Source organism: Pantoea sp. CS_6 (assembly GCF_041954745.1).
In the GTDB taxonomy this organism is placed as follows: domain Bacteria; phylum Pseudomonadota; class Gammaproteobacteria; order Enterobacterales; family Enterobacteriaceae; genus Pantoea; species Pantoea stewartii.
Map to the genome: position 1 here is coordinate 120,896 of NZ_JAVAYG010000010.1, position 14,151 is coordinate 135,046.

Here is a 14,151-nt window from a genome sequence, read left to right on the forward strand (position 1 = left end):
AAAAGCATGCTGGAAAACTATTACAATGGAATAAATTTTTCAAATAGATATTTTTGGAAAATTACTTTTTAGCGGCACAGATCGCATTTCTCTTTTCATAAAGGATTGACGCCTTCGCGGCGGCCATTCTGGCTCGTCATCGCTGACGGTGTAATCGGGGTCCCCATGACATTGTCGCTTCAGGGCGGTTTAACACCTTTGCGGGATGAAAGGTTTTCGGCCTGACGGCATTAAGCAGCCCGGATATGTTTCATCAATTTAAAATATGAAATATACATTTCTTTTTGCTGAGAGTCGGCCAGAAAAATGGCTGCTGGCCATGAGGACAGTTGTCTGGTGAAAAAACATCACTACGCACTAACGCAGTGCAAAAAAGGGCGTTAATCGTCATTTCATGAACCAATAATTTCTTCACTGCCCCATCAGGAATCATGTGTTTCACTTTCCCTGGGCGAGCAACACGTTTTATCACAACATTATCCCTATGATTTTAAAGGCATTGATAGCAGAGGAACGTTTATCAGATAAACCTGGCCTGCTTTATGCAACATCTGGTGACTTCCCCGCACTAAGATGAGATAACCGTGTCTGACGAAAAAAACAGTGGCTTACTGTACGGCCTTGATCAGCGAATTCCGCCTGTGCAGGCTTTTTTTAGCGCATCGCAGCATGTACTGGCAGGTCTGGTCGGGATTATCACGCCGCCTTTGCTAATTGGCACCGCGCTTGGTCTGGAAGCCTGGCTTCCGTATTTAATTAGTATGTCGCTCCTTGCTTCGGGCATCGGCACCTTTCTGCAGTCAAATCGCGTGTGGGGCGTGGGCGCGGGCATGATATGCATGCAGGGCACCAGCTTTGCTTTTCTCAGCGTCGCCATTTCAGGTGGCCTGTGGGTCAAAGCCCAGGGCGGCAGCCCTGAGGACATTATGGCGATGCTGTTTGGCGTCAACGCCGTGGCCGCGCTGGTTCCGGTTATCGTCAGCCGCTTTATTGATACCTTAAAACGGGTCTTTACGCCGGTCGTGACGGGAAGCGTGATTGCGTTAATCGGTATCAGCCTGATTAAGGTCAGCGTGATTAACTGGTGCGGCGGTCAGAATGCACAGGATTTTGCCAGCCTTAGCAACCTCGCCCTGGGGGCGTTGACGCTTGGCGTGATCGTGCTGCTGAGCTGTTCGGGGAACCGCTGGCTGCGTCTGTCATCCATCGTGGTCGGCATTCTCACCGGCTGCATCGCGGCGGCACTGAGCGGCAAATTTCAGGTGCATGGTTTGGGGGACAGCCTGTTTCGCCTGCCCGCGCTGTTTCCGTTTGGCTTTCACTTCAACAGCAGCCTTTTTGTGCCTGTAGTGCTGGTTTCACTGGTCTGCATCATTGAGGCGGTAGGCGATCTTACCGCAAACCACCTGATCTCCGGTAAGTCGATTACGGATAAAGCGTTCAGTGCGCGCCTGAAAGGCGGCATTCTGGCTGACGGACTGAGTTGTATGATTGCCGCCATGCTGAGTGCCTTTCCAAATACCACCTTTGCGCAAAACAACGGCGTCATACAGATGACCGGTGTGGCAAGCCGTTTTGTTGGCCGCTATATCGGTGTGATGCTGATTTTACTGGCTCTGTTTCCGCCGTTTAGCGAAGCGTTGCGTCAGATTCCCACGCCCGTCCTGGGTGGCGCGACCATGGTGATGTTTGGCTGCGTGGTAACGGCCGGCATTCGTATTCTCAGCCAGACCGCGCTGACGCGCAGAGAGATGCTGATTGTCGGCCTGGCCTTCAGCTTCGGCTTAGGGATTGAGTCCGTGCCTGCTGCCCTTTCCCATCTGCCGCCCCTGTTTGCGAACCTGTTTGGTTCAGCCGCCACCAGCGGCGGGATTGTTGCCATCGTGCTGAATATTCTGATTCCCGGCGGGCAGGAGCCGGTGCCACAGGACGCCACGAAAGAGGAGTCTGCGCCCTCAGTGTAAGGCGGCGGCAGGCGGCCGCCTGCGTCGTTTCATTGCGGCGGCATCGCTGTTGACAGCATATCGCCGTGACAGTCGCCATTGTCCGCCGCGGCATCAGGACGCTTAACAGCCTTTCGCGTCCTGTTTCCCGTCACCGTCTCGCCTCGCTTACCCTTTTCCTCAACGAATCCGCTTCTGATTTTTCCTTCAACTACACTTCAATCAGTTATTTATGCGTAGAGAGAACGAATGAACGGGTTGCAGCAGGAAAGAATTGGACAAAATATCTTAATCAAACTGGCGATGTTAGTGATTATCCTTGCCGGGATAAGAGCCGCTTCCGATATTCTGGTGCCGTTACTCCTGGCGGCGTTTTTTGCCATTGTGTTGAATCCCTTAGTCACGATACTGATGCGGCGCGGACTGCGGCGCGGGATGGCGATTACGCTGGTGATCACGGTCATTTTTGTTGTGATTTTGCTGCTGGGGGCCGTACTGGCCAGCTCCATGAGTGAGTTTTACGATCTCTATCCTCAACTGCGCACCATCATGGAAAAGAAAATGCTGGTCGTTCAGCATCTGGCGGCCAGCATTCATCTGAATGTCTCTACCGATGCGCTGGTTCAGCGCTTCGATCCCAACACATTGATGAATCTGGCCAGCGTGGCGCTGAGTGGTTTTTCCGGCGCAATGACCAATACTGTCCTGTTGATCCTTACCGTCGTCTTTATGCTGTTTGAAGTGCACCACCTGCCTTACAAAATGCGCAACTCGTTTGTGAACCCCAAAATTCGTATTGCGGGTTTACACAAAGCGCTTAAAGGCGTGACGCATTACCTGGCATTAAAAACGCTGATCAGCCTGATTACCGGTATCTCGGTCTGGCTGACGCTGTACCTGCTGGATGTGAAATTTGCATTACTGTGGGGCGTGGTAGCCTTTATCCTGAATTTTATTCCCAATATCGGGCCGATTATCGCCGGTATTCCCCCTTTCCTGCAGGCACTGTTGCTGAACAGTGTGTTTGACGCGGCGATGGTGGCGGCGCTGTTTACCGCCATTCATATGGTGTTTGGCAATATGTTAGAGCCGCGCATCATGGGGCGCGGACTGGGATTGTCGACACTGGTGGTCTTTCTGTCCTTGATCTTCTGGGGCTGGCTGTTGGGCCCGGTCGGTATGCTGCTCTCCGTACCGCTGACCAGCATTACAAAAATTTTGATGGAAACCACGCCAGGCGGAAGCCGGCTGGCAATCATGCTGGGCACCGGACGTCCTAAACCTGCCCGGCTGCTAACCAAGTAAACGCTGCTGCACATGCTGCAGATGCGCTCTCATCGCAGCCTGTGCAGCCTGCTCATCTCCCCCGACAATGGCCTCTGCAATGCACTGATGGTCGGCGTTCATTTCGTCAGCAAAGGTATTGTCGGCATAATGGCGTTCCAGCCGACGAAAATGCGCGCTGTCGCGTTTGTTCCACAGGTTTTCCATCATCTCCCGCAGCAGATCGTTACCGCTCATCTCGCTAATCAAAAGATGAAAGGCTTTATCCTGTTCTATAAACGCCGCATCGTTTTCATTAAATTGCTGGAGACTGATGCTCATCGCCATGAGCCGCTCACGTTGCGCCTCACTGCCGTTACGCGCCGCCATTCCTGCCAGCAGACTTTCATAGGCTTCGCGCGCCTGTAAAAGATCCTGCAGGCTGAAATGTTCGGTGTCTTTGACCGCTGAGGGCTGAGGCAGGGTTTGGGCGACAAATACGCCCGTTCCGGTCTGGATAGTGACGTAGCCCGTCATCTCAAGCGCAATCAGCGCTTCACGCACGGACGAGCGACTGACACCCAACTGCTTTGCCAGCTCTCGCTCCGGTGGCAACGCACCGCCGGGTACGAAATCCCCACGCTGAATGCCCGCGATAATGGCATTGGCGATCTGTCGATAAAGTCGTTCAGTTTTCAGTACCGGTAGCACCATCACCTTCTCCTGTTATGGCCGTCTTTGCAGAATCCAGCCGGACGTATTTACTATGCTGCGATCCGGATCACGGCCTTAATTTACGCGCTAATTTACTCTTGGTCCAGCGGCCTGACCACTGGGCCACCCGTTCATCAAGGAGTAATAATGGAACATACATGGCGCTGGTACGGCCCCAACGATCCTGTTTCACTGGACGATGCTCGCCAGGCAGGTGCAACCGGTATTGTTACGGCACTTCATCACATCCCAAACGGCGACGTGTGGCCCGTAGCCGAAATCAAAGCGCGTCAGGCGCTACTGGCGGAAAAAGGACTCACCTGGTCTGTTGTTGAAAGCATTCCCGTTCACGAATCCATTAAAACGCAACGGGGCGATTATTCGCGCTATATCGCCAACTATCAGCAGTCGATTCGTAATCTGGCCGCCTGCGGGATCGATACCGTGTGCTACAACTTTATGCCGGTGCTTGACTGGACGCGTACCGATCTGGCCTGGACCTTGCCGGATGGGGCGAAAGCGTTGCGGTTTGACGCCGATGCGTTTGCTGCGTTTGAACTGTACCTGTTAAAACGTCCCGGTGCGGAAAAAGAATACAGCCCCGCCGAGCAGCAGGCCGCTGCTGCCTGTTTTGCCGCGATGAACGAAGAAGAGAAAGCCACGCTGGTGCGCAACATCATTGCGGGTTTACCCGGTGCGGAAGAAGGCTACACGCTTGAACAGTTCCAGGCCCAGCTGGCCCAATATGATGGCATTGATAAAGCCAGACTGCGCGAGCATATGGCCACCTTCCTGCGGGCTATTGTGCCAGTGGCAGAAGAGGTAGGCATCAAACTGGCGGTACATCCCGACGATCCGCCGCGTCCTATTCTTGGCCTGCCGCGCATTGTCTCCACCCAGGAGGATATGCAGTGGCTGAAAGAGACTGTCGACAGCCTGCATAACGGATTCTGCTTCTGTACAGGTTCGTACGGCGTTCGCGACGATAACCCACTGGTTACGATGGCCGAAACCTTTGCCGATCGTATTAACTTCGTGCATTTACGCGCCACAAAACGCGAAGCAAACCCCAACAGCTTCCACGAAGCCGCTCATCTGGCGGGAGACGTTGATATAGTTGGCGTCATCAAAGTCATTCTGGCTGAGGAGCAGCGCCGTCGCCGTGCAGGCAATCTACGCGCTATTCCTATGCGTCCCGATCACGGTCATCAGATGCTGGACGATTTGCACAAGCGCACCAATCCGGGCTATTCAGCAATCGGCAGGCTCAAGGGGCTGGCCGAGCTGCGTGGCGTAGAAGTCGCGCTGAAGCAAATCTACTTCCAGGATTAGCCCACCACGGTGCCGCTGGAGGGGACATGCCAGACCAGAAGCCATCGTGTTCCGTTGACCCGGCGCATGTGGTCCGTGGCTGCGGCGTCAACGCCCTTTTGCTTTCCCCACCGCGCGGGGACATTCTTTTGCCCCGCGCACACGGCCTGCCTGCCGGCCACAGGGACACTTTGCAGAAAATGTGAGTATTCACTTTCATCAGTACACTCTGTCATATGCCGTCTTTCACCCAATCCGGGCATGAATTTTCTGTCAATAAATTATGGACGAGGCCGATAATGACGATTATCGGAGGCAAAGGATATCCGACCGTTCACCCGTGGTGTGAACTGGCGTGCTATGCTGAATAAACCCTTAGCACCGCTCAAAAACATGATTACAATTCAGAGGTTATACGGTGCCGCTGATTAAAGAAAAACCGGCCCATACCAGGCTACTTATCGTCTTTGCTGGCGTCCTGCCACTCCTTCTGGGACTGTTTTTTTGTGCTATTGATGCGCGTCAAACTGTGCGCGAGCAACAGATCAACACGGCAGCGACTTTACTGTCTCAGGCAGAAAAAATCAGCGACAACGCCTGGAGCATGATTGCCTGGCTTCGGCAGTACGAGGAGCAGCCCTGCGAGCAAATTGAGCATGCATTGCGGCTTAACGGCACGCTTTATCCCTACTTTCGTGGCCTGGGCACGCTGGAAAACGACGTGATCACCTGCTCTTCGGCTTACGGTAATAAACCCTCAACCCTGAAGGCGATGATTGGCGTAACGCCGCCGGTGGCGCGCAAAGACGGGTGGAGTTTGTCTCTGCGCGGCTCCTACAGCGTACCCGACCGGCCCGCCGTCATCTTTGTGCGTAACCTTACCGCAGGCAGAGCCGTCTGGGTAATGGTGGAAGGGCAATATCTCATCGATTTTATGAGTGCGTTAGGGAGCACGCACGATTATCAGATCACGATGCGCTTCAGTGACGGTGCGTCAATTGTGTCAGGTGAACATGATTTTACCGGGGATACCGGGCCTTCTCCTCAACTTTATCGCGCCACGTCATCGCGCTATCCCATCAGCGTAACGCTACTGGCACCGGGCACAGAACGCATAAAAGCACTGAAACAGTTGTTGCTCCTGATTATGCCTTTTGCTTCCGTGTTTTCCGTTTTGTTGATGATTCTCACGGCATCATGGCTACGCCGGCGATTTTCATGGGCAGATGACATTCGTCGCGCCATTCGTTCCGGGCAGTTCAGCGTGCACTATCAGCCCACCTACAGCTATGCGCTTAAACGCTGCACCGGCGCAGAAGCCCTTTTGCGCTGGACGCTGCCCAATGGTGACAGCGTACGTCCCGATACCTTCATCAGCGCGGCGGAAGCCGAGGGAATGATCATTCCCGTTACCCGCCATTTAATGGATTTAATCGTTGAAGACGCGCGGCAGTGGAAAACGAATCCCGGTTTTCATCTGGCAATTAACGTGGCCGCCGACCATCTTCAGCATCCAGACTTCGTCGATGAGATGCTGAGCTTCGCGGAAAAGATGGCAGTAACGGAATTCAACCTTACTCTGGAGCTGACCGAACGAAGCCTGATTAAGGAAGGTAACGTGGTGGCGGACAAACTGGAAAGATTGCGTGCGGCGGGGATGAAAGTCGCGATTGATGACTTCGGAACCGGCCATTGCTCGCTCAGTTATCTGCAAACTTTCGCGCTGGACTATCTCAAAATCGATCGGGGCTTTATTAATGCCATTGAATCACTGGATGGCGAAACGCCTGTGCTGGACGCCATTATCAGCCTGAGCCACAAGCTTAAGCTACAGGTATTAGGTGAAGGTGTTGAAACTGCACTGCAATTCCACTACCTGCAACAGCACGGCGTGACCTTCGTGCAAGGCTATTTTTATGCCCGCCCTATGGAAAACAGCGCCTTCATTGCATGGATGGAAAAATATGGTCATTTGCCAGTGCCTCCTGAAGCGCTCTAGAGCACATCAGGTCACCATCGGATGACAACAGCACGAAATGATTTTGTAGGGATTTAGCGCCGTTTACGTGCCGCGCGCAATGCGACGGCTACCGTTTCTTCCTGCTGGCAGACAGACAGGCCTTCACAGGGCCGACGGGTACGCTGGCTTAGCCGCTGTAGCGTTGGCACCGACTGCTGGAGTAACTGCTGGCATTCTTCATATGCCGAGCACTGCTTTCCCGTTGTCGTCGACGTGATAAGCGTTTCGCTCAGCTTCGTCAGTCGGTTTATCCAGCGTTTCCCCCGACAGCGAAACCAACCCGGCGCAGAGTCCATCTGTGTCCTCTCGCCGCGCTGCCGATCAGCGGACAACAGAGTGGCAGGATAGATTAATTTTTTTTCCACACTATCGATGAGCGCCACCCAGGGATTTTGGCTCATGGCGATATCCTCCTTGACAATTTCTATCCAAATCAAGGGGGATGAGTATTACTGAAGGGAATTGATTAGGCAAGCCTCAACGGTCAACACGAAAAATCATAAGTAATTTTAACCTGTAATGCGTCAGAGCGCGTTTTCATTTGCGATCGGCACGTATAGTTACCAGGCAAACGCGTTCGCCTGCTTCTTTTTTTAGCCAGTAAGACTGGTGTAAACACAAGGCAGAGTTGGTCACTTTCAGGCCAAACATGACAAATATCACACAAAAACGTTATACTCTGCGGTCGATGAAATGAATCACGGCAGTTTTCGTTGTATTTATACGTCGACAGATAATGCTGTTTTACGGCTATGCTTAAATTTCCTCAACGCAGCGGTCTGAACGCTGTGGTCGGTTCGCGCCGTTGAGGACTTTCATGTTCCATTACAGGGTAATTCTATGAAATTGCGTAGGAAGCGTGTAAAACCGATTGGGATCGATGATGTGACCATCATTGATGATGCCCGTTTACGAAAAGCCATTACCGCCGCGTCGTTGGGTAACGCCATGGAGTGGTTTGATTTTGGTGTTTATGGCTTTGTGGCTTATGCCTTAGGTAAAGTCTTTTTTCCGGATGCCTCACCGGGCATTCAAATGATTGCCGCCCTGGCAACGTTCTCTGTTCCTTTTCTGATTCGTCCTCTGGGTGGCCTGTTCTTCGGCATGCTGGGTGATAAATATGGCCGTCAGAAAATACTGTCCATTACCATTGTCATTATGTCGGTCAGTACGTTCTGTATTGGTCTGATTCCCTCTTACGCCTCCATCGGCATCTGGGCACCGATTTTGCTGCTGTTGGCCAAAATGGCGCAGGGCTTTTCCGTGGGCGGGGAATATACCGGCGCATCGATTTTCGTGGCGGAGTATTCACCGGACCGCAAACGTGGCTTTATGGGAAGCTGGCTCGACTTCGGTTCTATTGCCGGTTTTGTACTGGGTGCGGGCGTTGTCGTCCTGATCTCGACCATTATTGGCGAAGAGAACTTCCTTGAGTGGGGCTGGCGTCTTCCTTTCTTCCTGGCCTTGCCGTTGGGCATTATTGGTTTATATCTGCGTCATGCGCTGGAAGAAACGCCAGCATTCCAGCAGCACGTTGATAAGCTGGAACAGGGGGATCGCGAAGGCCTGCGTGATGGTCCGAAAGTCTCTTTCAAAGAGATCGCCACCAAACACTGGCGCAGCCTGTTAGCCTGTATCGGCCTGGTCATTGCGACCAACGTGACCTACTACATGCTGCTCACCTACATGCCAAGTTATCTGTCACACAACCTGCATTACTCAGAAGATCATGGCGTGCTGATCATCATCGCCATCATGATGGGGATGCTGTTTGTGCAGCCGGTAATGGGCATGCTGAGCGACCGTTTTGGCCGCCGTCCGTTTGTGATTCTGGGCAGTATTGCGTTGATGGTTTTTGCTATTCCCGCCTTTATGATGATCAACAGCGGCGTGCTGGGAATGATTTTTGCCGGACTGCTACTACTGGCGGTAATCCTGAATGCCTTTACGGGTGTGATGGCATCGTCTCTGCCTGCAATGTTCCCTACGCATATTCGTTATAGCGCCTTAGCCAGCGCCTTCAATATTTCGGTATTGATTGCCGGTCTGACGCCAACGGCCGCGGCCTGGCTGGTCGAAGCGACCAACAACCTCTACATGCCCGCGTACTATCTGATGGTCGTGGCGGTGGTCGGTCTGATTACCGGTCTTTACATGAAAGAGACCGCGAATAAGCCGCTGAAAGGGGCGACGCCTGCCGCATCAGATTTAGAAGAGGCGCGCGAAATCCTTCAGGAACACCACGATAACATCGAACAGAAAATCGAAGATATCGACGCAGAAATTGCCCGTCTCGAAGCGAAACGTAAAAATCTGGTGCAGCAGCACCCGGACATTAACGAGTAAGCTCTCCCGTCTCCCGCCTTGTGGCGGGAGACGTTTTATTCTCTCAGCGCACCGCACACAAACCTTCATCGCCTGCTCTTAATCGGAGTAGACTGTCCGTCTTATTTGAATTAGCTACGTGAGTAACTATGTCTGATTTTTCCCTTACCCAACGTCCCAGAAGATTGCGCGCCAGCGCATCCATGCGTGCAATGTTTCAGGAGTCCACCCTCAGTATCAACGACCTGGCTTTACCCATTTTTGTTGAGGAAGGCGTTGATGACTATAAAGACATTCAGGCTATGCCAGGCGTAAGGCGTATCCCGGAAAAACGTCTGGCCCACGAGATTGAACGTATCGCCAGGGCAGGCATCCGCTCCGTGATGACCTTTGGGATTTCTCATCATACCGACGCGACCGGCAGCGATGCCTGGAATGAAAACGGCCTGGTCGCACGGATGTCGCGCATTTGCAAAGATACCGTGCCTGAAATGATTGTGATGTCGGATACCTGCTTCTGTGAATACACCAGCCACGGCCACTGCGGCGTGCTGTGCGATCACGGCGTGGATAACGACGCAACCCTTATCAACCTGGGTAAGCAGGCCGTTGTCGCGGCAGCGGCAGGCGCTGACTTTATCGCGCCCTCGGCCGCGATGGATGGTCAGGTGCAGGCTATCCGCCAGGCACTGGATGCTGCGGGCTTTACGCAAACGGCGATTATGTCTTATTCCACCAAATTTGCGTCATCCTTCTACGGCCCGTTCCGTGAAGCCGCCGGAACCGCGCTGAAAGGCGATCGCAAAACGTATCAGATGAACCCCATGAATCGCCGCGAGGCCATTCGCGAATCACTGATTGATGCCGCCGAAGGTGCCGATTCGCTGATGGTGAAACCGGCTGGCGCCTATCTGGACATCCTGCGCGACATTCGTGAACGCACTGAGCTTCCCCTGGCGGCTTATCAGGTCAGCGGTGAATATGCGATGATTAAATTTGCCGCGCAGGCCGGCGCGATTGATGAACGTAACGTGGTGCTTGAGAGCCTGGGGGCCATTAAACGTGCGGGTGCCGATCTGATCTTCAGTTATTTTGCGCTCGACCTGGCGGAGCAAAATCTGCTGTAGGCAGTCGTTCTCTGCGATGCGACAACGTGTCGCAGAGAGGTCTGTTTTAACTTTGCTCAGGGTGACATTTTACTTGCGGCATGGTAACGTGATGTAATATTACCACAAAGTCACCCCTCCCACCTTTGCAACAAATAATATACATATCACGCATAAATATAATTGCTCATCATGTTATTTCACATCCCTGGAAATAACCATGCACTTCCTTGAGAATCTTTACGTAACGCCTATTTTGAGAAACATATGTTAATTTAAAATCATCTTCATTATTTAAGGGGGTGTTATGAATGAGAACAAATACAATGAGAGCGTAATTATTTCTGTTACTGAATGGATTAATGAAAATCTCGATCAGCGATTAAGCATTGATGATATTGCGGAAAAGGCGGGCTATTCAAAATGGTATCTGCAGAAGTTATTTTCCCGCTATAACGATGAAACGCTTGCACGCTATATTCGCAAGAAGAAATTAATATCCTGTATTAACGATCTCAAAAACAGCCGTACACCTATTATCAACTTGGCCGTTAAATACCATTTTGAAAGCCAACAATCTTTTACGCGCTCGTTTAAACAGATGATGGGCTGTACGCCCAGCGTTTGCCGCAAAAGACAAATGAAAGGGGGAACGGACAGCGCCACGTCCACCGGTGCGCATCCCTGTAGTCTCTGCATACGGACGCCGAAAAAGGCAAAAAAGCCGGTTTACAGCGGAATAAATGACACCCGGAGCAGCGACGATTTAGTCCGCTTTTTTTAAATACAGGCGTTACTCGTCCGGCTTATAATATTGCACGCCAATCTGAATTCGCTCTCGCCCGTTGGCAACACGATGACGATTGGTATCGCGTAATGAGTAAATACATCCGCAGTACTCTTGCTGATAAAAGCTTTCGCGCTTACTGATTTCGATCATACGCGCCGAGCCGCCGCCTTTGCGCCAGTTAAATTCCCAGTAGGTCAAATCGGGATATTTTGCCGCCGCACGGACACCGCAGTCATTAATCTGCTGCATGTTCTTCCATCGGGAAATCCCCAGACAACTGGTGATAACAGGAAAACCATTTTCATGCGCATAGAGCGCCGTACGCTCAAAACGCATATCGAAGCACATGGTGCATCGCTCACCACGCTCAGGCTCCCATTCCATGCCTTTGGCCCGTTTAAACCAGTCATCACGATCGTAATCTGCATCGACAAAAGGCACATTAAACTTTTCAGCAAAGCGGATATTCTCCTCTTTACGCAGTTCGTACTCTTTAAGCGGATGAATATTCGGGTTATAGAAATAGATCGTGTATTCAATGCCGGAGGCCAGCATGGCTTCCATGACTTCCCCTGAACAGGGCGCACAGCAGGAGTGCAGAAGCACTTTTTTGTGTCCACCGGGCAACGGTAGCGGTTGACGCTGATAGGGCTGAGACATAAGCACCTTCAATCAATGAAATAAAAAAGGCAGTGTAATGCCGGGACTGGTCTGTTGCAAAACTTCAGTGTATCGGATCGCCCCTGCCTGTCGTGAAGGCCTGAGGGCGAATTCCTTTACGCCATTACCATTGCAGCGTTTTTCCCGCGTAGTCCACATAGTGGTGACCACCGCGCCCCTGAAACATCGTCAACTGCGTGAAGATCCCTTCCGCGCTTTTTTCAGCCGTAAGGGGGGCCTTATCGCCGCCCATATCCGTTTTCACCCAGCCGGGATGCAGCGTTAACAGCGTGCCATTCTGCGCTTCTACCCCTCTGGCAAGGGAACGGGTCAACATATTGAGCGCCGCTTTACTGGCCGAATACAGAGGAGCGTCCGCGCTGCGGTTCTCATTCAGGCTGGCAAGCTGCGAAGACGTTAACGCAATCACGCCCTTTTGCTGATTCAGCAACGGCAGCAAAATCTCAGCGCAACGTACCGGCGCGACGGCATTGGTCAGGAACAGCTGCATCAGTTCGCTGTCATCCGTCTCGGCCAACTTTTGATGCGCTGGCCCGTAAACGCCTGCATTAATCAAAATGGCGTCATAAGGCTCTCCACTCAGCTGGACCGCAACGTGTTTAACCGCGTCGGTATCCGTTATATCCACTTGATGCCAGTCAACCTCAGGGTGCTCGCCTTGTGGCGGAATAGCACTACGGTAAGTGGCCGTCACCTGCCAGTGATGGGCTACAAACGCGTTAACCACGGCAAGTCCAATGCCGCGCGACGCGCCGATAACTAAGATTTTCCCCTGATGAGCCATAGGATTGTCCTCGTTGATGAAGTCAGTAAGCAGAGTAGAGGCGGGTTAGCGCATGCACTGCATTATACAGGCTGTTTTGTGCGGATACCGCCGCTCCGACCCTGCTGTGTGTCCTGATACGCCCTGCTTGGGTTACTCAATCTGCTGATCAGGCGGCGAAGATTTGTTGCCATCCCGGCTCTTTTCCACACTCTGCGGATGATCTTCTCCCATTGCCAGGGCTGTCGCGCTGGCGGGATCGAACAATGAGAAGCTCTCGATCTGGTCCAGCATGATCACTTTGCGAAACGCCATGGCATTTTTGGGTTCTGAATCCAGCGTGATGCCGTGCTCGGCGTACCAGCTACTGTAATTATGTTCGACCGCCAGCTTTAATGTATGGCTGTCGCGATAACCGCTCAACATCGGAATGAGCACGATATTGGCGGTGCTTTCATATTCAAAAGTTGCCGCATGCACCATGCCTATGTAGATGCGTCGCGATTTTAGCGTGATCCATGCCAGTTCCCCCTCCTCCATGCACTGGAAAAGCATCTGCTCGACGCCGTTAGAATGGGAGAGTTTTTGATAGAGGTCTTTTCGGCCAGAGACATTCAGCCGTGCGCTACCCGCCCAGTTCGAGCGATAAAGGCAAAACAGAATGGCGAAGGTCAGCATAATGACTACCGGTGCCTGAATACCTAAAAAGCTCCAGTTCATAAACTTCATTTGCAGCTGAAGATGATCGCCGGGGAAAATATAAAGCGCGTTGGAAACGGAGGAAATAATAAATAAGACAAACCAAATAAATGCGGTGGCAAAAACCCCCTGAAGCACGAATATACAACCGTATAACGCCACCAGAAAATAGACATCCCAGCCTGAGGTACGGCGCATTTTGAAACGGCTGGAAAGATCCCGACTGGTGTACCAGTAACCACTTACCATCAATACCATAAAAATCGCGGTACCCACCTCAGACTCCTTTTAAACTATTGACGTGCCGGTTGAAATCCTCCTTTACTTCCTCACTGAGGATATTGACCGCGGCGTTACCGTTTTCATCGATAATAATGCGCTCACCATCGGCAATGGAGTCGTTTATGTCCTGGCGGCTCATTATCTGGAGGAATTTATCCGGGCTGGCGAACAAGGAACGAACAAAGCTGATCATGACAGGTCACTTACTGAGTTAAAAAACACAAGTATGTGACCGAATTGGCTTTGCTGCCATT

At 52.2% G+C, this 14,151-nt stretch carries 14 protein-coding genes; 7 read left to right on the top strand and 7 right to left on the bottom strand.

Annotated features, from left to right (window positions below; all coding sequences use genetic code 11):
- Positions 1-253 precede the first annotated feature (253 nt).
- Complete coding sequence (locus tag RAC90_RS15900) at positions 254-472, bottom strand: hypothetical protein (protein ID WP_152998347.1); 219 nt, start codon at positions 470-472, stop codon at positions 254-256.
- Positions 473-584: 112 nt separating this feature from the next.
- Here RAC90_RS15900 and RAC90_RS15905 point away from each other — a divergent pair, with 112 nt between their 5' ends.
- Together RAC90_RS15905 and RAC90_RS15910 are read left to right on the top strand one after the other, a co-directional pair.
- Positions 585-1,964: a nucleobase:cation symporter-2 family protein gene (locus RAC90_RS15905; protein WP_283788584.1), complete on the top strand. Its 1,380-nt coding sequence runs from the start codon at positions 585-587 to the stop codon at positions 1,962-1,964.
- Between the two features lie 228 nt (positions 1,965-2,192).
- Entirely contained in the window at positions 2,193-3,248 is a 1,056-nt protein-coding gene (locus RAC90_RS15910) for an AI-2E family transporter (protein ID WP_006121073.1), read from the top strand.
- Here RAC90_RS15910 and RAC90_RS15915 read toward each other — a convergent pair.
- Positions 3,237-3,920: a FadR/GntR family transcriptional regulator gene (locus tag RAC90_RS15915; RefSeq protein WP_039342744.1), complete on the bottom strand. Its 684-nt coding sequence runs from the start codon at positions 3,918-3,920 to the stop codon at positions 3,237-3,239. The genes RAC90_RS15910 and RAC90_RS15915 overlap by 12 nt on opposite strands.
- Positions 3,921-4,067: 147 nt before the next feature.
- On the opposite strand from RAC90_RS15915, the gene uxuA reads away from it, so the two are divergent.
- On the top strand, positions 4,068-5,252 hold the full coding sequence (gene uxuA, locus RAC90_RS15920) for a mannonate dehydratase (RefSeq protein ID WP_375124540.1): 1,185 nt from the start codon (positions 4,068-4,070) through the stop codon (positions 5,250-5,252).
- 397 nt (positions 5,253-5,649) lie between these two features.
- Positions 5,650-7,230, top strand: a complete 1,581-nt coding sequence (locus tag RAC90_RS15925) for an EAL domain-containing protein (protein ID WP_054632928.1) — start codon at positions 5,650-5,652, stop codon at positions 7,228-7,230.
- 53 nt (positions 7,231-7,283) lie between these two features.
- On the opposite strand, the gene RAC90_RS15930 is transcribed toward RAC90_RS15925, so the two are convergent.
- On the bottom strand, positions 7,284-7,652 hold the full coding sequence (locus RAC90_RS15930; RefSeq protein WP_226376310.1) for a hypothetical protein: 369 nt from the start codon (positions 7,650-7,652) through the stop codon (positions 7,284-7,286).
- A 439-nt stretch (positions 7,653-8,091) separates the two neighbouring features.
- Between RAC90_RS15930 and proP the strand changes: the two genes are divergently transcribed.
- From proP to RAC90_RS15945, 3 genes are all read left to right on the top strand, one after another.
- Positions 8,092-9,597: a glycine betaine/L-proline transporter ProP gene (gene proP / locus RAC90_RS15935; RefSeq protein WP_006121078.1), complete on the top strand. Its 1,506-nt coding sequence runs from the start codon at positions 8,092-8,094 to the stop codon at positions 9,595-9,597.
- A gap of 128 nt (positions 9,598-9,725) precedes the next feature.
- Positions 9,726-10,703 (top strand): porphobilinogen synthase, encoded by a 978-nt coding sequence (gene hemB, locus RAC90_RS15940; protein WP_006121079.1) that lies wholly within the window; start codon positions 9,726-9,728, stop codon positions 10,701-10,703.
- A 286-nt stretch (positions 10,704-10,989) separates the two neighbouring features.
- On the top strand, positions 10,990-11,466 hold the full coding sequence (locus RAC90_RS15945; RefSeq protein ID WP_054632927.1) for a helix-turn-helix domain-containing protein: 477 nt from the start codon (positions 10,990-10,992) through the stop codon (positions 11,464-11,466).
- A 9-nt stretch (positions 11,467-11,475) separates the two neighbouring features.
- Here RAC90_RS15945 and RAC90_RS15950 read toward each other — a convergent pair whose 3' ends face one another.
- The 4 genes from RAC90_RS15950 to RAC90_RS15965 form a co-directional block, all read right to left on the bottom strand.
- Positions 11,476-12,132, bottom strand: coding sequence for an epoxyqueuosine reductase QueH (locus RAC90_RS15950; protein WP_006121081.1), 657 nt, complete (start codon positions 12,130-12,132; stop codon positions 11,476-11,478).
- A 124-nt stretch (positions 12,133-12,256) separates the two neighbouring features.
- Positions 12,257-12,937: an SDR family oxidoreductase gene (locus RAC90_RS15955; RefSeq protein ID WP_033738243.1), complete on the bottom strand. Its 681-nt coding sequence runs from the start codon at positions 12,935-12,937 to the stop codon at positions 12,257-12,259.
- 132 nt (positions 12,938-13,069) lie between these two features.
- Complete coding sequence (locus tag RAC90_RS15960; RefSeq protein WP_375124541.1) at positions 13,070-13,891, bottom strand: hypothetical protein; 822 nt, start codon at positions 13,889-13,891, stop codon at positions 13,070-13,072.
- A 1-nt stretch (position 13,892) separates the two neighbouring features.
- Positions 13,893-14,090, bottom strand: a complete 198-nt coding sequence (locus RAC90_RS15965) for a hypothetical protein (protein ID WP_033738245.1) — start codon at positions 14,088-14,090, stop codon at positions 13,893-13,895.
- Positions 14,091-14,151: the final 61 nt, after the last annotated feature.

What these genes read in the sequence shown, in the direction of transcription:
- RAC90_RS15955 (WP_033738243.1), bottom strand. Translation starts at nt 12,937, where the DNA reads ATGGCTCATCAGGGGAAAATCTTAGTTATCGGCGCGTCGCGCGGCATT.
- RAC90_RS15965 (WP_033738245.1), bottom strand. Translation starts at nt 14,090, where the DNA reads ATGATCAGCTTTGTTCGTTCCTTGTTCGCCAGCCCGGATAAATTCCTC.
- RAC90_RS15930 (WP_226376310.1), bottom strand. Translation starts at nt 7,652, where the DNA reads ATGAGCCAAAATCCCTGGGTGGCGCTCATCGATAGTGTGGAAAAAAAA.
- proP (WP_006121078.1), top strand. Translation starts at nt 8,092, where the DNA reads ATGAAATTGCGTAGGAAGCGTGTAAAACCGATTGGGATCGATGATGTG.
- RAC90_RS15950 (WP_006121081.1), bottom strand. Translation starts at nt 12,132, where the DNA reads ATGTCTCAGCCCTATCAGCGTCAACCGCTACCGTTGCCCGGTGGACAC.
- hemB (WP_006121079.1), top strand. Translation starts at nt 9,726, where the DNA reads ATGTCTGATTTTTCCCTTACCCAACGTCCCAGAAGATTGCGCGCCAGC.
- RAC90_RS15915 (WP_039342744.1), bottom strand. Translation starts at nt 3,920, where the DNA reads ATGGTGCTACCGGTACTGAAAACTGAACGACTTTATCGACAGATCGCC.
- uxuA (WP_375124540.1), top strand. Translation starts at nt 4,068, where the DNA reads ATGGAACATACATGGCGCTGGTACGGCCCCAACGATCCTGTTTCACTG.
- RAC90_RS15910 (WP_006121073.1), top strand. Translation starts at nt 2,193, where the DNA reads ATGAACGGGTTGCAGCAGGAAAGAATTGGACAAAATATCTTAATCAAA.
- RAC90_RS15945 (WP_054632927.1), top strand. Translation starts at nt 10,990, where the DNA reads ATGAATGAGAACAAATACAATGAGAGCGTAATTATTTCTGTTACTGAA.